We start from the raw sequence: 20,509 nt of genomic DNA, 5'->3' as shown, positions 1-20,509 counted from the left end.
GCACCCGCCCCATCGGCACCCGCCTCATCGGGACCGGCCCCAGGACACCGCTACCCGGTGAACAGTTGCGTCGCCTTCTGTACGAGCTCGTACAGCCCGTAGGCGAGCGGGGCGCCCACCCACAGCCAGGAGAAGGCGATCAGCGGCCGTCGGTCAGGCTGCGGACTCGGGCTGCTGTCGTTCGACATCGGCGGCCTTCCTCTGGGCGGGGATGTGGTGGCGGGGGTGGACGGGCCGGACGAGTTCGTTGGCGACGAAGCCGACGGCGAGCAGCCCGATCATGATGAACAGGGACAGGGTGTACAGCGCCGAGCCGTGCTTCCCGGCCTCCTCCTGCCGGTCGGCGATCCAGTTGACGATCAGCGGGCCGAGCACGCCGGCCGTGGACCAGGCGGTGAGCAGCCGGCCGTGGATCGCGCCGACCTGGTAGGTCCCGAAGAGGTCCTTGAGGTAGGCGGGGATCGTCGCGAAGCCGCCGCCGTAGAAGGAGAGGATGACCAGCGCGCACAGGACGAACAGGGGTTTCGACGAGTCGCCGATCAGCGCGATCAGCCCGTACATCAGGGCGCCGACGCCCAGGTAGACCCGGTAGACGTTCTTGCGTCCGATCAGGTCGGAGGCCGACGACCAGCCGATCCGGCCGGCCATGTTCGCCGCGGACAGCAGGGCGACGAAGCCGGCGGCCGCGGAGACCGAGACCGGGGTGGAGGTGTCGCTGAAGAAGTCCCTGATCATCGGGGCGGCCTTCTCCAGGATGCCGATGCCGGCGGTCACGTTCATGCAGAGCACGACCCACAGGCACCAGAACTGCGGCGTCCGCACCGCGCTGCGCGCCGAGACCTGCACCCCCTCGACGGCGCTCGGCCCGCCCGCGACCGGCCGCTCGCCGCGCGGCACCCGCACCAGCAGGACGCCCAGCGTCATGAATACGGCATACGACAGCCCGTGTACGAGGAACGCGAGCGCGATCCCGGAGCTGTCGGAGCCGAACGACTCCAGCATCTGCGCCGACCAGGGCGAGGCGATGAGCGCGCCGCCGCCGAAGCCCATGATGGCGATGCCGGTGGCCATGCCGGGGCGGTCCGGGAACCACTTGATCAACGTGGAGACGGGCGAGATGTAGCCGATGCCGAGGCCGATTCCGCCGACGAAGCCGTAGCCGAGGACGATCAGCCAGTACTGCTCGGTGGCGGCGCCGAGCGCGGAGATCAGGAAGCCGGACGAGAAGCAGACCAGGGCGACGGTCATCGCCCAGCGCGGCCCGTTGCGCTCCACCAGCGTGCCGCCGAAGGCGGCGGACAGGCCGAGCATGACGATGGCGAGCTGGAACGGGAGCGCGCTCTGCGTGCCGCTGAGGCCGAGCGCGGACTCCAGTGGCGGCTTGAACACGGACCACGCGTAGGCCTGGCCGATGGAGAGGTGGACCGAGAGGGCGGCCGGCGGGACGAGCCAGCGGCTCCAGCCGGGCGGTGCGACAGGGGGACTCATGAGTCCTGAACGGTAGGAAGCCGCGCGGGAGTTGGAAAGGCGGCGCGTCGACAGTTTTCGGTGAACGGTATGCGAGCTGCGCCGAACGGTCGGACCGCCCGGTTCACGAACCCACCGACGAGACCACCGACGAGATAACCGACGCGGCGTGCGCGTACTGCGGAGTGGGCTGCAACCCCACGCCGCACGTGCAGGACAATGAGATCGTGGAGGTCACCTCACCGCACGACAACCCGGTGGCCCACGGCAATCGCTCGGCAAAGGGCCGCTTCGGCTACCAGCACGTACAGAACCGGGGCTGATCAGGACATGGGACGAGTCACCGAACGACGCAAAGTGATCCGCATCAGGGACGGAGTGGTCGCCACCAGGCCGGACACCCTCGTCGCCGAGGAACCGATGGAGATCCGGCTCAACGGCAAGCCGCTCGCCATCACCATGCGCACGCCCGGTGACGACTTCGCGCTGGCCGCCGGTTTCCTGGTCAGCGAAGGTGTGCTGGCGACCGCATCCGATCTGCTGAACATCGTCTACTGTGCGGGCGCGACGGCCGACGGATCCAACACCTACAACGTGGTCGACGTACGCACGGCCCCCGGCGTGGCGATCCCCGACATCACCCTCGAGCGGAACGTCTACACCACCTCCTCCTGCGGCCTGTGCGGCAAGGCGAGCCTGGACGCGGTCCGGACGACGACCCGCTGGCCCATCGCCGACACTCCCCCGCTCCAGGTCGAGCCCGAGCTGCTCGCGAGCCTTCCCGACCGGCTGCGGGCGGCGCAGCGGGTGTTCGACCGGACCGGCGGGCTCCACGCGGCGGCCCTGTTCTCCGAGGACGGCGAGCTGCTCGACGTACGGGAGGACGTGGGCCGGCACAACGCGGTCGACAAGCTGGTCGGCCGGGCCCTGCAGAACGGGGAGCTGCCCCTGTCGCGGACGATCCTGCTGGTCTCGGGCCGGGCTTCGTTCGAGCTGGCGCAGAAGGCCGTGATGGCGGGCCTCCCGCTGCTCGCGGCGGTCTCCGCGCCGTCCTCCCTGGCCGTGGACCTGGCCGCCGAGACCGGGCTGACGCTGGTGGGCTTCCTGCGCGGCAGTTCCATGAACGTGTACGCGGGCGAGGACCGCATCGCCCTACGGACCGCGACCGCTCAGGGCTGACCCTTACGTCACGCCGCCGCCGGTGCCCTCTCCTCGGCCCGTTCGCGCGACGGTTCCAGTGGATCGCGCGCCCGGCGTTTGGCGATGATCGCGCAGACCATCAACTGCATCTGGTGGAAGAGCATCAGCGGCAGCACCGCCAGGGAGGCGTGCGCGCCGAACAGGACGCTCGCCATGGGCAGTCCGGCGGCGAGGGACTTCTTGGAGCCGGCGAACTGGATGGCGATGCGGTCCTCCCGGTTGAACCGCAGCGCCCTGCCGCCGTACCAGGTCAGGGCGAGCATCACCGCGAGCAGGACGGCCTCGACGACGAGCAGTCCACCGAGCCGTGCGGCGCTGACCTGGTGCCAGATGCCCTGGACCATGCCCTCGCTGAACGCGGTGTAGACGACGAGGAGGATCGAGCCGCGGTCGACCAGCCCGAGCACCTTCTTGTGCCGGGTGACGAACCCGCCGATCCAGCGGCGCAGCAACTGCCCCGCGAGGAACGGTACGAGGAGTTGCAGCACGATCTCGACGAGCGAGTCGGCGGAGAAGCCACCGCCGCCGCCACCGCCGCTGCCGAGCAGGGCCGCCGCCAGCAGCGGGGTGGCGACGATCCCGACCAGGGAGGAGAAGGAGCCGGCGCAGATCGCGGCGGGCACGTTGCCGCGGGCCATGGAGGTGAAGGCGATCGACGACTGGACGGTCGACGGGACGAGGGTGAGGAAGAGCAGCCCCTGGTAGAGCGGGTCGGTGAGGAAGACCGGGACGAGGCCGCGCGCGGCCAGACCCAGCACCGGGAAGACGACGAACGTGCAGGCCAGGACGGTCACGTGGAGTCGCCAGTGCTTCAGTCCGTCCAGCGCCTCACGGGTGGACAGCCGGGCCCCGTACAGGAAGAAGAGGAAGGCGATCGCGGCCGTGGAGGCGCCGGAGGCCACGTCGGCGGCGGTGTCGCGCGCCGGGAACAGTGCCGCGAGCCCGACGGTCCCGAGCAGCAGCAGGATGTAGGGGTCGACCGGCATCCGACTCGGCCAGTGCAGGCGTTTCACGGTGCTCCACGTGCGGTTCGATACTGCGGTTCGATGAGTTCGACGGGTCGATGAGTTCGGTGAGGGTCGGTGCGGTTCGATGAATTCGACGGGTTCGACGACCTTGTGTCAGGGCCCTGAGGACCCCGCTCCATGGTCCTCTTCCGGACCGTGATCGGGAATCCCGTACACCGCACTCACTGTCATCACGCACCGCGATAACCAAGCCCTCAGGGGCTACTGTGACGGGTGTGTACGAGCCCTCCCATCTGCGCACCTTCCTCGCCGTCGCCCAGACGCTGAGTTTCACGCAGGCCGCGCGGCGGCTCGGGCTGCGGCAGTCCACCGTCAGCCAGCATGTGCGGCGTCTGGAGGACGCGACCGGGCGGACCCTGTTCACCCGGGACACGCACTCCGTGGAGCTCACGGAGGACGGCGAGGCGATGCTCGGGTTCGCGCGCCGGATCCTGGACGTCCACGAGCAGGCCACGGCCTTCTTCACCGGCGCGCGGCTGCGCGGCCGGCTGCGCTTCGGCGCTTCGGAGGACTTCGTACTGACCCGGCTGCCGGAGATCCTGGAAGGCTTCCGCTCCGACCACCCCGAGGTCGACCTGGAGCTGACGGTGGAGCTGTCGGGCACCCTGCACGAGCGACTGGCCGCCGGGAAGCTGGACCTGGTGCTGGCCAAGCGCCGCCCCGAGGATCCGCGCGGCGAGCTGGTGTGGCACGACGGGCTGGTGTGGATCGGCGCGGAGCGGCTGCGGCTGGACGCCGACCGTCCGGTTCCGCTCATCGTGTTCCCGCCGCCGGGCATCACCCGCGCGCTGGCCCTGGAGGCGCTGGAGCGGCAGGGGCGGGACTGGCGGATCGTATGCACGAGCGGCAGTCTCAGCGGTCTCGTCGCCGCGGCTCGGGCGGGCCTGGGTGTCATGGCGCACTCACGGGGCCTGATCCCGCCGGGCCTGGTACGGATCCCGGACCGGGCGGGGCTGCCCGAGCTGGGGCGGGTCGACTTCGTCCTGGTGCACGGCCGCAGGCGGACGTCGGCCCAGGGTGCCGCGGACGCCCTCGCGGCGGCGATCCTGGCGGGCGGCGACCGACTGCACCGGCATCCGACGACGTAAGCGGTAGGGGCAGATTCGGTGGAGATTGCGGTCCCGAAACTTGCCCCGCTCCCACCCCGTCACCGGGTGGGGTAGCTTTCACGGCGCTGTACGGCCACGAGAATCGGCCATTTTCGAAGCCGGAGCGGAAGCGGGGTGCCTGGTTTGCGCGAGTTCACCAACCCTCCGTTGGCGTTGGCACCGCCGGTCGGCGGTCTGGCCGACGTCGTCTTCCAGCACGCGCAGGACGACCCGCAGTACATCGCCCTCGGCCGCAAGGACGAGCGGGGCGACTGGCGGGACGTCACCGCCGCCGAGTTCCGCGACGAGGTCCTCGCCCTCGCCAAGGGTCTGCTCGCGCAGGGCATCCGCTTCGGCGACCGGGTCGCGATCATGTGCCGCACCCGCTACGAGTGGACGCTCTTCGACTTCGCCCTGTGGACGATCGGCGCGCAGGTGGTGCCGGTCTACCCGACGTCCTCCGCCGAGCAGTGCTTCTGGATGCTCTACGACGCCGAGTGCACGGCCGCGGTCGTCGAGCACGAGGACCACGCGATGACGATCGCCACCGTCATCGACCGCCTCCCGCAGTTGCGGCAACTGTGGCAGGTGGACTCGGGCTGTGTGCAGGAGCTGTACGACGCCGGCGCAGCCATCGAGGACGAGGTCGTCCACCGGCACCGGCAGGCGGTCACCCCGGACTCGACCGCGACGATCATCTACACGTCCGGTACGACGGGCCGGCCCAAGGGCTGTGTCATCTCCCACCGGAACTTCATGTTCGAGGCGGACACCGTCATCGAGCGCTGGGAGCCGGTGTTCCACTCCAGGAAGGGCGACGAGGCGGCGACGCTGCTGTTCCTGCCGCTCGCGCACGTCTTCGGGCGGATGGTGCAGATCGCCGCGATCCGCGGCAAGGTCCGCTTCGGCCACCAGCCGCAGTTGCACGCGTCCGCCCTGCTCCCCGATCTGGCCCTCTTCAAACCGACGTTCTTCCTGGCCGTGCCGTACATCTTCGAGAAGGTCTTCAACGCGGCCCGCCGCAAGGCCGAGCGGGAGGGCAGGGCGGGGCCGTTCGAGAAGGCCGTCGAGGTGGCCGTCAACTACGCGGAGGCCGTCGAGGCGAAGGCGTGGGGCATCGGCCCCGGCCCGTCGGCGGGCCTGCGGATGCAGCACCAGTTGTTCGACAAGCTCGTCTACTCCAAGGTGCGCGCGGCCATGGGCGGCCGCGTCCGGCACGCCATGTCCGGCGGCTCGGCCATGGACCGCAGGCTCGGCCTGTTCTTCGCCGGCGCGGGCGTGCAGATCTACGAGGGCTACGGCCTCACCGAGACGACGGCCGCCGCGACCGCCAACCCGCCCGGACGCACCCGCTACGGCACCGTCGGCCAGGCCATCCCCGGGATGACCGTGCACATCGCGGACGACGGCGAGATATGGCTGCGCGGGGACAACGTTTTCCAGGGGTATCTGAACAACCCCAAGGCGACCGACCAGACCCTGCACGACGGCTGGCTGGCCACCGGCGACCTGGGTTCCCTCGACGAGGACGGCTACCTCACGATCACCGGCCGCAAGAAGGAGATCCTGGTCACCTCCGGCGGCAAGAGCGTCTCGCCGGGGCAGTTGGAGGAGCGGGTACGCGATCATCCGCTGGTCAACCAGTGCATCCTCGTCGGCAACGACCGGCCGTTCGTGGCCGCCCTGGTCACCCTCGACCAGGAGGCCGTCGAGCACTGGCTGCAGATGTGCGACAAGCCGCAGTTGCCGGCCGTCGAGCTGGTGCGCGATCCGGCGCTGGAGGCGGAGGTGCGCCGGGCCGTCGTGGCGGCGAACACCCTGGTCTCGCAGGCCGAACAGATCCGCACCTTCCGCATCCTCGCCCAGCCGTTCACCGAGGAGCACGGACTGCTGACCCCGTCGCTGAAACTGAAGCGCAAGGCGATCGAAAACGCCTACGCGAAGGAAGTCGACGCGCTGTACGGCACCGGCGCCTGACGGCACCTAGGGGTCGCGCGGTACGGCACTCAGGGTCTCCTCCGGGTGTGAACGGGGTTCCGGCGGGCACCGGGGAGGAATGACAATGGAGAGGTCAGGACGGAGCGGTCAGGAATGCATCACCCGTCGTGATCGTTGACGATGGGAGTACGACTTTGACGGACAACCGAAGGATCAAGAGCTCGTGAGCAGCAAGGTCCCCCCGATCATCCTCAACAACGGCGTGGAGATGCCCCAGCTCGGCTTCGGCGTCTGGCAGGTGCCGGACGACGAGGCGGAGCACGCGGTCGCCACCGCCCTGGAGGCCGGGTACCGCAGCATCGACACAGCGGCGATCTACGGCAACGAGGAGGGCACCGGCAAGGCCATCGCCTCCTCCGGCGTGCCCCGCAAGGACATCTTCGTCACCACCAAGCTCTGGAACGGCGACCAGGGGTATGACGCGACACTCCGCGCGTTCGACACCTCCCTGGAGAAGCTCGGCCTGGACCACGTGGACCTGTATCTCATCCACTGGCCGCTGCCCGCCCGTGACAAGTACGTCGACACGTACAAGGCGTTCGAGAAGCTCCTCGCCGACGGCCGGGTACGGGCCATCGGCGTGTCCAACTTCCTGCCGGAGCACCTGGAGCGGCTGATCGGCGAGACGTCGGTCATCCCGGCGGTCAACCAGATCGAGCTGCACCCGCACCTGCAGCAGCACGCCTCCCGCGAGATCCACGCGCAGCAGGGCATCGCCACCGAGGCCTGGTCCCCGCTCGGCCAGGGCAAGGGCCTCCTGGAGGTCCCGGCGATCGTGGCGATCGCCCAGAAGCACAACCGCACCCCGGCCCAGGTCGTGCTGCGCTGGCACCTCCAGCTCGGCAACGTCGTGATCCCCAAGTCCGTGACGCCGTCGCGGATCAAGGAGAACATCGAGGTGTTCGACTTCAGCCTGGACACCGAGGACCTGGCGGCGATCAGCGCGCTGAACGAGGACCGGCGCATCGGCCCGGACCCGGGCACGTTCGACATGGGCTGAGCCCCGGACGGCTGACCGACTCGCCCGCACGCGTACGCGTCGAGGACGCCCCCTGATCGGAGCGCCCTCGACGCGAAGCGTGGCGCACGGCGGAGCGTCCCTCGCGTCGAGGGCTCTCCGAGTCCAGCCCCGTCAGACCGGCTTGACCGCCGTGTGCACGGTGTGGGCGGCCAGCACGAAGACGTCCTGGCGGCGGTGCACGCCCGCCTCGTCCTGCGGGTCGAGCAGCCGGTCCAGGACGGCGCGGTCGTCGGGGTCCACAGCGTCGCCGAAGAAGTCGCGCAGCCGGGACAGGGTCGCGGCGATGTAGTCGCGGGCCCGGTCGGAGGCGGGTGCGGGCAGGTCGAGCAGGAAGCTGCGGGTGCGGGTGTGCTTCAGGCCCGCCGCGCCGAGCAGCGCCGCCCAGTCCTCGGTCTCGGCCCGCGAGCCCGGCAGGTCGTCCCGCATCCGCGCGAACCACTCCTCCTGCAACGCGTCGAGCCGCGCCTCCAGGCCGGGCCGCCCGAAGCCGAGGTCGCGCGGCAGGAACCGGGCCGGCAGACCGCCCTCCATGATCGCCACCGTCCCGCCGGGTGCGAGCCGCTGCGCGAAGGCGGTCAGGCCGGCGAGCTGGTCGCCCAGGTGATGCAGGCTGCGGCCCGCCCACAGCAGGTCGACGGGGTAGTCCAACTCGCCGAGCACACCGGGGAGTTCACCAGCCAGGGTGCCGAAGCGGTCGCCGTACCCGAGCCGCTCGGCGCGCTGCTGCGCCCGTGCCAGCAGCGGCGCGGAGCCGTCGACCGCCATGACCCGCGCCCCGGGGAACGTCTCGGCGAACAGGCAGGAGATGACGCCGGGGCCACTGCCCGCGTCCACGATCAGTCCCGGCTCGGTCACCTCCCTGCCGAGCCAGGACAGGGCGCGCTCGTACAGGGGCGTGAACAGTTCGGCCTGCGCTTCGAGGTGCGGGGCCATCTCGGCCCAGTCGATGTCGGTGACATGGCCGTGGCCGTGATCGTGCGTGTGGCCGTGGGCCTGGGTGTGCGGGGTGTGCGCCATGGTGGTCAGCCTCTCGTCCGGTGTGCCGTCAGCGTGCTCCGACGCACCGGGCGGGGTCCACTCTTGTTGCCGGGACGGCAAAAAGCGGGATGCGAACAGCAAGCCCGCACGGGCAGTTACCAGCCGGAGGGGGCGAACCGGCCGAACACCGCCGTCCGTTCGAAGGACCGGGCCCTGCTGACGCTGTTCCTCCGCGCACCGCCCCCGCTTCCTGGCCCAGCCGCCCATGCATCCGGCCGCCCCCTGTGAGCTGGGGCGGCCGGACGGGAACTGCTCGGTGCCTACAGCGGCGGGTACGCGTTCTGCATCAACTGCTGGAACTGTGCCGAGAACCAGTGCCCGGACAGCGGGGCGTTGGCCAGTGCACCCGACATGCTGTTGCCGTTACGGGCGTTGCCCGTGTACGTCGGGTCGCACATCTGGTCGAAGCCCTTGCCCTCGTCGTTCGGGATGGCGCTGCTGGCGCCGTCGGACTCGCCCGGCGGCTTCATCCACACGTACGCGTCGATCCCGGCGGCCGGAGCCGCCTGCGGGCGCTCGCCGAGGCCGGCGCCGGCCTGGTTGCACCAGTTTCCGACGTGGATACGACGGTCGTAACGGCCGCCGTTGACATAGGTGTCCACGGTGGTCGTGGCCCCCGGGCCGGTGGGCCGGGCGGTGCCGCCCCAGCCGTTGCGGGAGGTGTCGATCAGCATGCCGATGCCCGAGCGGAAGCCGGCGGAGACCAACTGGGTGCGGAAGGCCTGCGCGTACGACAGCTCGTCGACGTACCGGTTCCAGTCCACCCACTTCGACTCACGGACCGACTTGCCGGCCACCGAGTCGTTGATCGTGTAGTTGTTCTCCTTCAGGGCGCTGTAGTTCGCCGTGTTGGTGATGAAGCCGTGCACGTCGTCTACGGTCGCCCCTTCCGCGGTGGCGGCCTGGTAGAAGAGCTGGGCGGAGGGGGCGAAGTTGTCGTCCCAGCCGAGCCAGCCGTGGTGACCGGCGTCGATGTAGTTGTAGACGTTGGGGATCGCGCCGAGCTTGTTCAGCGCGTAGCCGACGCCCTTCACGTAGTTGCCGTTGGCCTTCATGGTGTCGCAGGCCGCGGTGGCGGTGGCCCGGCTGCCGGTGTTGGTGATGAGGTTCGGCAGCGAGTCGATCTCGATGGTGGTGACGATCCGCAGACCGGCGTACTTGCTGTCGGCGAGGATCGTGGCGATCGGGTCGATGAACTGCGTCTTGTACTTGTCGATCTCCGTCGGGCCGAGCTCGCCGTTGGAGGCGAGTGCCGCGCAGTCCCGGCCGGGGAGGTCGTAGACGACCAGTTGGACGACTTCCTGGCCGCTGCCCTTCTGGGCGAGGGCCGCGTCCAGGTGGGCGCGCAGGCCCATGCCGCCGTTCACGCCGTTGATGGCGGCGATGCGGTCGAGCCAGACGCCGGTGGGCTGGTTGGAGATGCGGCTGCCGCCCGTCTCGGCGGCGGCCTTCGCCGACCATTCGGGGTTCACGTACACCTTGGCGCCGGCGTAGGGGTTGTCGACCTTGGTGGACGGGGTGCCGGGGTCGGTGGGGGTGCCGGTCCCGCTGTCCACGTTGCAGGTCACGCCGTCGAGGGTGAACGTGGTGGGGATCGCGTTGGTGCCGCTGTAGGTGCCCTGGAATCCGAAGCTGACCGAACCGCCGGTCGCCAGCGCCCCGTTGTAGGTCTCGTTGGCGGCGGTGACGGCTGTACCGGACTGGGTGAGCTTCGCGTTCCAGCCGCTGGTGACCTGCTGGCTGCCGGCGTACGCCCACTTCACCGCCCAACTCGTCTTGGCGGCCGAGTTGTTGGTGACGGTGACGGCGGCGGTGAAGCCGGTGCCCCAGTCGTTCTGCACCTTGTAGTCGACGCTGCACGGGATGGCGGCGATGCCCGGATCGCCGGGGACGACGGCGAGCGCCGTCCCGGAGGCGCCGGCGACCAGCGCCAGCGCGGCGAGTACCGCTGTTCTGCTACGGCTCATGAGTGCGGGTTTCCTTCTTGGTCGCGGGAGTTGTCCGTGTGCTCGGTTCCTTGCGCTTGCCGTTCTGTCTTGTCGCGCCTATCCGTCGAGTGCGCGCAGATGGTCGCGCAGTCCGATGCCGTACGCGGTGGGCGTCCCGTCGAACGCGGAGATCAGGGACGGACCGGAGGAGCAGTCCCAGGTGTTCCAGGTCCAGCCCAGGTACGACAGTCCGCGGTCGTCGAACCACTTCATGACCTGGTCGACGAAACCGTGCGAGCAGGTGTTCTCGCCGATCTCCCCTGCCACCAGCGGCACTTGGGCCGCGACGGGGGCGAGCGTCGAGTTCCAGCAGCTCTCGTTCGCGCAGGTGTTGAAGTTGTAGACGTGGTACGCGGCGGCGAGATTGCCGGTCGGGTCGGTGGGCTTGTAGGTCAGCCACTGGCTGAGGTCGTTGGAGTACGCGAGCCCGCCGGCCAGGATCACGTTCCTGGCGCCGGTCGACCGTACGGAGTCGACGAGATCCTGCATGCCGGCGACTTCGTACCCGATGCCGGGGCAGGTGCCGCCGTCCCGCCAGCACTGCCACGCCTGGCTGGTCGTGGCGGTGGCGCGGTCCGGGTAGGGCTCGTTGAACAGGTCGAACACGACGGCCGGGTCACCCTTGAAGGTGTTGGCCACCGAGGTCCAGAACGACGGCGTGTACTGCATGTCGGGCATCGGCTTCTGGCAACTGGCGTGCACGTCGGAGCAGCCGGCCGAGTTGCCCGTGTACTGGCCGTAGGTCCAGTGCAGTTCGACGATCGGCGTCATGCCGTGCGCCTTGACGCGGGCCACCAGATCCTTGACGGCGTTGATGTAATTAGTGCCGCCGTACGCGGAGTTGATGTTCGACAGGCCCAGCCAGCATTCCTCGTTGAGCGGGATGCGGACGGTGTTGACGTGCCAGTCGGCGATCGCCTTCACGGAGGCGTCGTCGACCGGTCCGTCCCAGATGCCGCGCCCCTGTACGCACATGAACTCGCCACCGGAGCGGTTCACGCCGAGCAGACGGCGGGTCTTCCCGGCGGCGTCCACGAGCTTGTTCCCCGAGACGTGCAGCGCGGGCGGCGCGTCACCGGTGTCCGGCGGATCGGTCGAGGGCGGGGTGCTGGGAGTGGGCGTGGGGGTCGGGGTGGGGGTGGGTTGGGTGTCGACGTTGCAGGTGGTGCCGTTGAGCTTGAACGTCGTCGGCACGGCGTTCGCGCCCGACGTGGATGCGATGAAGCCGGCGCTGACGCTCGCGCCCGTGCCGAGGGAGCCGTTCCAGCTCTCGTTCGCGGCGGTGACGGTCGTGCCCGACTGGGACCACTTGGCGGTCCAGCCCTGGGTGACCTTCTGGCCGTTCGCGAAGTCGAAGGCGAGACTCCAACTGCTCACGGCAGCCGCGTTGTTGGTGATCTTCACGGCACCCTGGAAGCCGGTGTCCCACTGGCTGGTGACGGAGTATTCCACCGTGCAGGCGGGCGTGGCTCCCTGAGCCGTCAGGACCGGCAGGGTCACGCCCGTCCCGAGGGCGACCATGCCGACGACGGCTGAAAGTACTGAACGCGGGGGGTGTCGCATGAGCGACTCCTTGCAGCTCAGGCGCGTCGTGACCGACGCGTCGACTGATGGAACCGCTCCCACTGGTGTCTCGAAGCTAGCGCCAAGTGCTGGCAAAGAACAGAGGCGTCACGCGACTTTCCCTGACTTTCACTCAACTCTCGACGTCGAATCTTTTCGACTCTTCAAGCATCTTGACCGCGTTCACCCCCATCCCCACTATGGGAGCGCTCCCACTGGTTCAAGGCTTGTTGCTCCTCCCCCCACTTCTCCGAGCCGCAAGGAGGAACCAGCATCATGGATCCCGCACGCAGACGCCGCAGGGCGCGGCGCCTGTGGACCGCCGTCGTGGCGTCCCTCGCGCTTCCCTTCGCCATGCTGAGCACGCTCCCAACTCCCGCCCAAGCGGCGGCACTTCAGTGCAGCGTGGACTACAAGACCAATGACTGGGGCTCCGGCTTCACCGCGGATGTCACCCTCACCAACCGGGGCACCGACCCGATCAGCGGCTGGAGTCTGACGTACTCCTACGCGGGCAACCAGAAGCTGTCCAACGGCTGGAACGGCAGTTGGACGCAGTCCGGTCAGCAGATCACGGTGAACAACGCCTCGTACAACGCGACGGTCGCCGCCGGCGCGGCGGTCACCACGGGGGCGCAGTTCACCTACAGCGGCACGAACGCCGCTCCCACGAGCTTCGCGGTCAACGGCACGACCTGCGTCGGCGCGCACCAACCGCCGGTCACGGTGCTGACCAGCCCGACCGCGGGCGCCGTCTACACGCTGGGGGACGCGGTGCCGCTCGCGGCGACCGCCGCGGCCGCCGACAACGCGACGATCTCCAAGATCGAGTTCTACGACGACACGACCCTGCTGGGCACGGACACGAGCGCGCCGTACACCCTGTCCGCGTCCGGGTTGGCGGTGGGCAGTCACTCCCTGGTCGCCAAGGCCTACGACAGTCTGGGCGCGTCGGCGTCGTCGGTCCCGGTCGGCATCACGGTCGCCTCGGGGCCCGCCGTGGTCGCTTCCACGAACCAACTGGCCGTGCAGCAGGGCAAGACGGGCACCTACACGCTGAAGCTGTCGACCCAGCCGTCGGCGAGTGTGACCGTCACGACCGCCCGCACCGCCGGCAACACGGGTCTGACGGTGACGGGCGGCGCGAGCCTCACCTTCACACCGTCGAACTGGAGCACCGCGCAGAACGTGACCCTCACCGCCAACGCCGCCGGCACGGGCGCCGCGACCTTCGAGTCGACGGCGACCGGGCTCGCGAAGGCCACGGTCACGGCCACCGAGATCGCGGGCAGCAAGGCGTACGACGCCCGGTTCCTCGACCTCTACGGCAAGATCACCAACCCGGCGAACGGCTACTTCTCCCCCGAGGGCATCCCGTACCACTCGGTGGAGACGCTGATCGTCGAGGCCCCGGACCAGGGGCACGAGACCACGTCGGAGGCCTACAGCTATCTGCTGTGGTTGCAGGCGATGTACGGGAAGATCACCGGCGACTGGACCAAGTTCAACGGCGCCTGGGACATCATGGAGAAGTACATGATCCCCACCCACGCCGACCAGCCGACGAACTCGTTCTACAACGCGTCGAAACCGGCGACGTACGCGCCCGAGCTGGACACTCCGAACGAGTATCCGGCGAAGCTGGACACCGGGGTGTCCGTGGGATCGGATCCCATCGCCGGTGAACTGAAGAGCGCGTACGGCACGGACGACGTCTACGGAATGCACTGGCTGCAGGACGTCGACAACACCTACGGCTACGGCAACTCGCCCGGCAAGTGCGAGGCGGGTCCGACGGACACCGGGCCGTCGTACATCAACACCTTCCAGCGCGGTGCGCAGGAGTCGGTGTGGGAGACGGTGCCGCAGCCGACCTGCGACGCCTTCAAGTACGGCGGTACGAACGGGTACTTGGACCTGTTCACCGGCGACGCCTCCTACGCCAAGCAGTGGAAGTACACCAACGCCCCCGACGCCGACGCACGGGTGGTGCAGGCCGCGTACTGGGCGGACATCTGGGCCAAGGCGCAAGGCAAGGGCAGTGACGTCTCCGCGGCCGTCGGCAAGGCCGCGAAGATGGGCGACTACCTGCGCTACGCGATGTACGACAAGTACTTCAAGAAGATCGGCAACTGTGTCGGTCCGACCGCCTGCGCGGCCGGCACCGGCAAGGACGCCTCGCACTATCTGCTGTCCTGGTACTACGCCTGGGGCGGCGCCACGGACACCAGCGCCGGCTGGGCCTGGCGCATCGGCTCCAGTCACGCGCACGGCGGCTACCAGAACCCGCTGGCCGCCTACGCGCTGAGCAGTTACGCGGACCTGAAGCCCAAGTCGGCGACCGGGCAGGCGGATTGGGCCAAGTCCCTGACCCGGCAACTGGAGTTCTACCGCTGGCTGCAGTCCAGCGAGGGTGCCATCGCGGGTGGGGCGACGAACAGTTGGGCGGGCCGTTACGCGACTCCCCCGGCCGGCACGTCGACCTTCTACGGCATGTACTACGACCAGCAGCCCGTCTACCACGACCCGCCGTCCAACCAGTGGTTCGGCTTCCAGGCGTGGTCGATGGAGCGGGTCGCCGAGTACTACCAGCAGACGGGGAACGCCAGCGCCAAGGCGGTTCTCGACAAGTGGGTGGACTGGGCGCTGTCCAAGACCACGATCAACCCGGACGGCTCCTTCCTGATCCCCTCCACCCTCCAGTGGTCGGGCCAGCCCGACACCTGGAACGCGTCGACTCCCGGTGCGAACACGGGACTTCACGTCACCGTCGCCGACTACACCAACGACGTCGGCGTGGCCGCCGCGTACGCCAAGACCCTGACGTACTACGCCGCCAAGTCCGGTGACACGGAGGCGAAGACGGTCGCCAAGGCGCTCCTTGACGGCATGTGGAGCAACGACCAGGACGCCCTGGGCATCGCGGTCCCGGAGACCCGCGCCGACTACAACCGCTTCGACGACAGCGTGTACGTGCCGAGCGGCTGGAGCGGCAAGATGCCGAACGGCGACACGGTCAACTCCTCCTCCACCTTCGCCTCGCTCAGGTCCTTCTACAAGAACGACCCGGCCTGGTCGAAGATCGAGAGCTATCTCGCGGGCGGTGCCGCGCCCGTGTTCACGTACCACCGGTTCTGGGCCCAGGCGGACATAGCCCTGGCCATGGGTTCGTACGCGGAGCTTCTGGAATAGCCCCCGCCAGGCGCTCCGCTGGTTGGGCGGTTGTTCGGCTGCGGGTCCGGCTGTGGCTGGTCGCGCAGTTCCCCGCGCCCCTTCCGGGGGCGCGGGACCGGCACCGTGTCTCCCAGGAGCGTCTGAAGTTTCGCGTGCGTGGTCCCGTCACCTGACGGCGGGGCCCAGGCCGGGCGGCCCCCACCCGCACAGGGGGCCGCCCGGCAGTCGCACATCCCCCCACCGATCTCCTCCCGCACCGTTTTCCTCCCCCATGGCTTCGCGAGGAAGGACCCCCACCGTGCGAAGAACCGGCATACTCACGGCCGTACTGGCGCTCGCCGCCGGTCTGATCGCGGGCAGCCCGCCCGTGCTGGCCGCGAACGGCGGCCCGCGAGCGCCCCTGGCCGCAGAGTCGTACACCTGGAAGAACGCCCGGATCGACGGGGGCGGCTTCGTGCCCGGCATCGTCTTCAACCGCAAGGAGAAGAACCTCGTCTACGCGCGCACCGACATCGGCGGCGCGTACCGCTGGCAGGAGTCGAGCAGGACGTGGAGGCCGTTGCTGGACTCGGTCGGCTGGGCGGACTGGGGGCACACGGGCGTGGTGAGCCTGGCCTCCGACTCCGTCGACCCGGACAAGGTGTACGCGGCGGTCGGCACGTACACCAACAGTTGGGACCCGGGGAACGGGGCCGTGCTGCGGTCCGCCGACCGGGGCGGGAGCTGGCAGAAGGCGGACCTGCCGTTCAAGCTGGGCGGCAACATGCCCGGCCGGGGCATGGGCGAGCGCCTCGCGGTCGACCCGAACAGGAACAGCGTGCTGTATCTGGGCGCGCCGAGTGGGAAGGGGCTGTGGCGGTCCACGGACTCGGGTGTCACCTGGTCGCAGGTGACGAACTTCCCCAACGTCGGCACCTACCAACAGGATCCGACCGACACGAGCGGTTACGCCTCCGACAACCAGGGCATCGTCTGGGTCACGTTCGACGAGTCGACGGGGACGTCCGGCAGCGCGACGAGGACGCTCTACGTCGGGGTCGCGGACAAGGACAACGCGGTGTACCGCTCGACGGACGCGGGCGCGACCTGGACGCGGCTGGCCGGGCAGCCGACGGGCTATCTGGCGCACAAGGGTGTACTGGACACCGTCAACGGCTATCTGTATGTCGCGTACAGCGACAAGGGCGGTCCGTACGACGGCGGCAAGGGCCGGCTGTGGCGGTACGCGACGGCGACCGGGACCTGGACGGACATCAGTCCGGTGGCGGAGGCCGACACGTACTACGGCTTCAGCGGGCTGACGGTCGACCGGCAGAAGCCCGGCACGGTCATGGCCACCGCCTACAGCTCCTGGTGGCCGGACACGCAGATCTTCCGCTCGACGGACAGCGGCGGCACCTGGACGAAGGCGTGGGACTACACCTCGTATCCCGACCGCGCCAACCGGTACACGATGGACGTCTCCGCCACGCCGTGGCTGACCTGGGGCGCCAATCCGTCGCCGCCGGAACAGGCGCCCAAACTCGGCTGGATGACCGAGGCGTTGGAGATCGACCCGTTCAACTCCAGTCGGATGATGTACGGGACGGGCGCGACGCTCTACGGCACGGAGAACCTGGCGAACTGGGACAGCGGAGGGCAGTTCACGATCAAGCCGATGGTGCAGGGGCTGGAGGAGACGGCGGTCAACGATCTCGCCGCTCCCCCGACCGGCGCGCCGCTGCTCAGCGCGCTGGGCGACGTCGGCGGCTTCCGCCACACGGACCTGACGAAGGTGCCGTCGATGATGTTCACCTCGCCGAACTTCACGTCCACGACCAGCCTGGACTACGCGGAGACGAACCCGAACACGGTGGTCCGCGTCGGCGACCTGGACTCCGGCCCGCATGTCGCGTTCTCCACGGACAACGGCGCCAACTGGTTCGCGGGGAGCGACCCTTCGGGGGTCAGCGGGGGCGGCACGGTCGCCGCGGCGGCGGACGGCAGCCGCTTCGTGTGGAGCCCGGCGGGCACGGGCGTGCAGTACGCGACCGGTTTCGGTACGTCGTGGTCGGCGTCGAGCGGGATCCCGGCCGGCGCGATCGTCGAGTCGGACCGGGTCGACCCGAAGACGTTCTACGGCTTCAAGTCGGGGAAGTTCTACGTCAGTTCGGACGGCGGCGCCACCTTCACCGGGTCGGCGGCAATTGGCCTGCCCGCCGGGGACAGCGTGCGCTTCAAGGCGCTGCCCGGTGTGAAGGGCGACGTCTGGCTGGCGGGCGGGGCGAGTGACGGGGCGTACGGGCTGTGGCACTCCACCGACTCCGGCGCGAGCTTCGCCAAGCTGTCGACCGTCGAGCAGGCCGACACGATCGGCTTCGGCAAGGCGGCGACGGGAGCGTCGTACCAGACCCTGTACACCAGCGCGAAGATCGCCGGTGTCCGCGGCGTCTTCCGCTCGACGGACAAGGGCGCGACCTGGACGCGCGTCAACGACGATGCCCACCAGTGGGGTTGGACGGGCGGCGCGATCACGGGCGACCCGCGCGTGTACGGGCGGGTGTACGTGTCGACGAACGGCCGGGGTGTCGTCTACGGCGACACGTCCGACACGAGCGGCGGCGGATCCGGGGGCGACGACGGAGGTACGGACCCCACGCCCACCCCGACGCCGACGCCGACCGGTGCCTGCGCGGTGACGTACACCGTCACCAGCCAGTGGGCGGGGGGCTTCCAGGCGGACGTCAGGCTCGCCAACACGGGGACGAGTGCCTGGTCCGGCTGGAGTCTCAACTGGGCTTTCCCGAACGGCCAGACCGTCTCACAACTGTGGAACGCCGACTACACGCAGTCGGGTTCGACGGTGACGGCGAAGAACGTGGGCTGGAACGCCAACGTGGCGGCCGGTTCGTCCGTGAGCTTCGGTTTCACCGGCGGCTGGTCGGGATCGAACGCGAGACCGGCGGCGTTCCAACTGGGTGAGCAGAGCTGCACAGTGAGCTGACGCGCGTGGGTGCGCGCCCCGGCGGGACGCGCACCCTTCGCCCGCTCAGGGCGTGTACACCACCGGTCGTGGCGCGGTCGGCATCCCGGCGCCGATGTAGAAGCTGGGGTGCGGGGGCTGGTTGTAGGCGGTGTTCTGCCAGGCCAGCGCCGTGCGGTACATCGGGTCGTGGAGGAGGGTCGTGATCCTCGTCGTCGTCTCGTACGGCGTCGAGTAGATGCGCAGCGCCGTGTTGTCGCTGGTCGGCCAGACGACCTCCTCGCGCCAGTCGCCGAGGAGGTCGCCGGACAGGGACGGGGTCGCCTTGGTGCTGTTGTTGGAGTGGACGCCCGAGCCGGTCAGCAGGCGGGTGTCCGAGGACGTGCCGTACTTGTCGATGTGGGTGCCGTCGAGGAGTTCGCGGGTGGTGTCGCCGTCCCACCAGGACAGGAAGTTGACGGAGGACGGTTCGCGGCCCTTCGTCGCGCCCGCCTCGTCACGGATGGCGGAGTCGGAGGCGGACCAGACCTCGGCTCCGGCATTGCCCGCCCAGATGTCGCCGGCGACCCCGCGGCCGTTGTCGCAGCAGGCGGCGAGCTGCCAGTTCACCGTGCCGTTCGACGGGTTGATGTACAGCTCGGCCGGCTGGCCGCTCGACTCGGAGACCTTGAAGTACTCCAGGCCCGGGTGGGAGGGGTCGAGGTCGCCGAGGTGCTGGGCGTCGCCGTGGCCGGTCTTCGTCGTCCACAGGCCGCTTCCGTTGTCGTCGACGGCCATCGCGCCGTAGACGATCTCGTCCTTGCCGTCGCCGTCGACGTCCCCGACGGAGAGGCTGTGCGAGCCCTGGCCGTCGTAGCCCTTGCCGGTGTTGGTGGAGGAGCTGCTGTCGAACGTCCAGCGGCGGGTGAAAGCGCCGCCGCGCCAGTCCCAGGCGGCGAGCACGGTCCGCGTGTAGTAGCCGCGCGCCATGATCAGGGAGGGGCGGCTGCCGTCCAGGTAGGCGGTGCCGGCGAGGAATCGGTCGACGCGGTTGCCGTAGGAGTCGCCCCAGGACGAGACCGTGCCGCGGGCCGGGACGTAGTCGACGGACTGCATCGCCCGGCCGGTCCGGCCGTCGAACATGGTCAGGAACTCAGGGCCCGACAGCACGTAGCCGCTCGAATTCCGGTAGTCCGCCGACGAGTTGCCGATCACCGTGCCCGTGCCGTCCACCGTGGCGTCGGCCGTCCTCATGGCGAGCTCGGCCCTGCCGTCGCCGTCGTAGTCGTACACCTGGAACTGCGTGTAGTGCGCGCCGGAGCGGATGTTGCGGCCCAGGTCGACGCGCCACAGGCGGGTGCCGTCGAGGGTGACGCCGTCGACGAACGTGTTGCCGGTGTAGCCGGACTGGGAGTTGTCCTTGGCGTTCGTCGGCTGCCACTTCAGGACGATGTCCAGGTCGCCGTCGCCGTCCAGATCGCCGACGGAGGCGTCGTTGGCCTCGTAGGTGTAGGCGACGCCGTCGGGGGTCGTGCCGCCGGCCGGCGGGGTGACGGGGACGTCCTTGTAGCCGGTGCGGAACTGGATCGCGTGGCCGGAGTCGGCCTGTTCGACACCGCCGACGACCGCCCGGACCGTGTAGTCGGCCTGCGCGGGAGCGCCGGCGTGGAAGTAGTTCGTGGAGCCGGTGACCGGGGTCGGGTTGACCTTCGTACCGGCCCGGTAGACGTTGAAGGAGACGCTGTCGGGGTCGGTGCCGAGCCAGCGCCAACTGACCAGGTTGCCGCTGTCGGTGTGCACACTGACGACACCCCGGTCGAGGGCCTCCACCTGGCGGGCCGTGGCGGCCACGGGAGCCATGGGGGGCGTGCCGGTGGTGAGGGTGGTCAGCCCGGCGGCGACGAGGGCCGCCGCCGCTGTCACCGCCGAGAGGACGGCTCGGCGTCTGCGGTGCTTGCGCGGGTGCTGCACGGGACGAACCTCCAGAGAGGACGGACGGGTTC

The 20,509-nt window shown here is 69.6% G+C and carries 13 protein-coding genes and 1 pseudogene; 7 read left to right on the top strand and 7 right to left on the bottom strand.

Features of this window, described 5'->3' with window-relative positions:
* Nucleotides 1-50: 50 nt before the first annotated feature.
* Together BMZ82_RS40565 and BMZ82_RS05210 are read right to left on the bottom strand one after the other, a co-directional pair.
* Nucleotides 51-188 (bottom strand): MFS transporter small subunit, encoded by a 138-nt coding sequence (locus BMZ82_RS40565; protein ID WP_177244395.1) that lies wholly within the window; start codon nucleotides 186-188, stop codon nucleotides 51-53.
* Entirely contained in the window at nucleotides 154-1,488 is a 1,335-nt protein-coding gene (locus BMZ82_RS05210) for an OFA family MFS transporter (protein WP_093772158.1), read from the bottom strand. The genes BMZ82_RS40565 and BMZ82_RS05210 overlap by 35 nt, the downstream gene beginning before the upstream one ends.
* Nucleotides 1,489-1,631: 143 nt before the next feature.
* On the opposite strand from BMZ82_RS05210, the pseudogene BMZ82_RS42635 reads away from it, so the two are divergent.
* Together BMZ82_RS42635 and fdhD are read left to right on the top strand one after the other, a co-directional pair.
* Nucleotides 1,632-1,790, top strand: a pseudogene (locus tag BMZ82_RS42635) (Fe-S-binding domain-containing protein); the annotation flags it as partial.
* Between the two features lie 7 nt (nucleotides 1,791-1,797).
* The gene (gene fdhD / locus BMZ82_RS05200; protein ID WP_093772156.1) at nucleotides 1,798-2,646 is read left to right on the top strand and encodes a formate dehydrogenase accessory sulfurtransferase FdhD; all 849 of its coding nucleotides are present in this window, start codon (nucleotides 1,798-1,800) and stop codon (nucleotides 2,644-2,646) included.
* Between the two features lie 8 nt (nucleotides 2,647-2,654).
* Here the strand turns inward: fdhD and BMZ82_RS05195 are convergent, their stop codons facing one another.
* A complete protein-coding gene (locus BMZ82_RS05195) occupies nucleotides 2,655-3,653 on the bottom strand; it encodes a bile acid:sodium symporter family protein (protein ID WP_177244408.1) in 999 nt (332 codons plus the stop codon).
* 257 nt (nucleotides 3,654-3,910) lie between these two features.
* Between BMZ82_RS05195 and BMZ82_RS05190 the strand changes: the two genes are divergently transcribed.
* The 3 genes from BMZ82_RS05190 (at nucleotide 3,911) to BMZ82_RS05180 (ending at nucleotide 7,781) form a co-directional block, all read left to right on the top strand.
* Nucleotides 3,911-4,783: a LysR substrate-binding domain-containing protein gene (locus BMZ82_RS05190; protein ID WP_093772152.1), complete on the top strand. Its 873-nt coding sequence runs from the start codon at nucleotides 3,911-3,913 to the stop codon at nucleotides 4,781-4,783.
* A gap of 144 nt (nucleotides 4,784-4,927) precedes the next feature.
* Nucleotides 4,928-6,760 (top strand): AMP-dependent synthetase/ligase, encoded by a 1,833-nt coding sequence (locus tag BMZ82_RS05185; RefSeq protein WP_093772150.1) that lies wholly within the window; start codon nucleotides 4,928-4,930, stop codon nucleotides 6,758-6,760.
* A 184-nt stretch (nucleotides 6,761-6,944) separates the two neighbouring features.
* Nucleotides 6,945-7,781: an aldo/keto reductase gene (locus BMZ82_RS05180; protein ID WP_093772148.1), complete on the top strand. Its 837-nt coding sequence runs from the start codon at nucleotides 6,945-6,947 to the stop codon at nucleotides 7,779-7,781.
* Nucleotides 7,782-7,913: 132 nt separating this feature from the next.
* Here BMZ82_RS05180 and BMZ82_RS05175 read toward each other — a convergent pair whose 3' ends face one another.
* The 3 genes from BMZ82_RS05175 to BMZ82_RS05165 all read right to left on the bottom strand — a co-directional run bounded on the left by BMZ82_RS05175 (nucleotide 7,914) and on the right by BMZ82_RS05165 (nucleotide 12,391).
* Nucleotides 7,914-8,819: a class I SAM-dependent methyltransferase gene (locus tag BMZ82_RS05175; protein WP_093772146.1), complete on the bottom strand. Its 906-nt coding sequence runs from the start codon at nucleotides 8,817-8,819 to the stop codon at nucleotides 7,914-7,916.
* Between the two features lie 281 nt (nucleotides 8,820-9,100).
* Nucleotides 9,101-10,807, bottom strand: coding sequence for a glycoside hydrolase family 6 protein (locus BMZ82_RS05170; RefSeq protein WP_093772144.1), 1,707 nt, complete (start codon nucleotides 10,805-10,807; stop codon nucleotides 9,101-9,103).
* A gap of 78 nt (nucleotides 10,808-10,885) precedes the next feature.
* Nucleotides 10,886-12,391 (bottom strand): cellulase family glycosylhydrolase, encoded by a 1,506-nt coding sequence (locus BMZ82_RS05165; protein ID WP_177244394.1) that lies wholly within the window; start codon nucleotides 12,389-12,391, stop codon nucleotides 10,886-10,888.
* A gap of 276 nt (nucleotides 12,392-12,667) precedes the next feature.
* Here BMZ82_RS05165 and BMZ82_RS05160 point away from each other — a divergent pair, with 276 nt between their 5' ends.
* Together BMZ82_RS05160 and BMZ82_RS05155 are read left to right on the top strand one after the other, a co-directional pair.
* A complete protein-coding gene (locus BMZ82_RS05160) occupies nucleotides 12,668-15,583 on the top strand; it encodes a glycoside hydrolase family 48 protein (RefSeq protein WP_093772142.1) in 2,916 nt (971 codons plus the stop codon).
* A gap of 280 nt (nucleotides 15,584-15,863) precedes the next feature.
* On the top strand, nucleotides 15,864-18,548 hold the full coding sequence (locus tag BMZ82_RS05155; RefSeq protein ID WP_093772140.1) for a cellulose binding domain-containing protein: 2,685 nt from the start codon (nucleotides 15,864-15,866) through the stop codon (nucleotides 18,546-18,548).
* A 45-nt stretch (nucleotides 18,549-18,593) separates the two neighbouring features.
* On the opposite strand, the gene BMZ82_RS05150 is transcribed toward BMZ82_RS05155, so the two are convergent.
* Nucleotides 18,594-20,477: a rhamnogalacturonan lyase gene (locus BMZ82_RS05150; protein ID WP_093772138.1), complete on the bottom strand. Its 1,884-nt coding sequence runs from the start codon at nucleotides 20,475-20,477 to the stop codon at nucleotides 18,594-18,596.
* Nucleotides 20,478-20,509 lie beyond the last annotated feature (32 nt).

The sequence above is a fragment of the Streptomyces sp. yr375 genome (genome assembly GCF_900110755.1).
GTDB lineage: Bacteria > Actinomycetota > Actinomycetes > Streptomycetales > Streptomycetaceae > Streptomyces.
Note: the sequence above shows the minus strand (reverse complement) of the source record. Positions and strands in the feature narration are given on the sequence as shown.

Coding starts and splice junctions, on each gene's coding strand:
- BMZ82_RS40565 (WP_177244395.1), bottom strand. CDS start 188: ATGTCGAACGACAGCAGCCCGAGTCCGCAGCCTGACCGACGGCCGCTG.
- BMZ82_RS05210 (WP_093772158.1), bottom strand. CDS start 1,488: ATGAGTCCCCCTGTCGCACCGCCCGGCTGGAGCCGCTGGCTCGTCCCG.
- fdhD (WP_093772156.1), top strand. CDS start 1,798: ATGGGACGAGTCACCGAACGACGCAAAGTGATCCGCATCAGGGACGGA.
- BMZ82_RS05195 (WP_177244408.1), bottom strand. CDS start 3,653: ATGCCGGTCGACCCCTACATCCTGCTGCTGCTCGGGACCGTCGGGCTC.
- BMZ82_RS05175 (WP_093772146.1), bottom strand. CDS start 8,819: ATGGCGCACACCCCGCACACCCAGGCCCACGGCCACACGCACGATCAC.
- BMZ82_RS05170 (WP_093772144.1), bottom strand. CDS start 10,807: ATGAGCCGTAGCAGAACAGCGGTACTCGCCGCGCTGGCGCTGGTCGCC.
- BMZ82_RS05165 (WP_177244394.1), bottom strand. CDS start 12,391: ATGCGACACCCCCCGCGTTCAGTACTTTCAGCCGTCGTCGGCATGGTC.
- BMZ82_RS05160 (WP_093772142.1), top strand. CDS start 12,668: ATGGATCCCGCACGCAGACGCCGCAGGGCGCGGCGCCTGTGGACCGCC.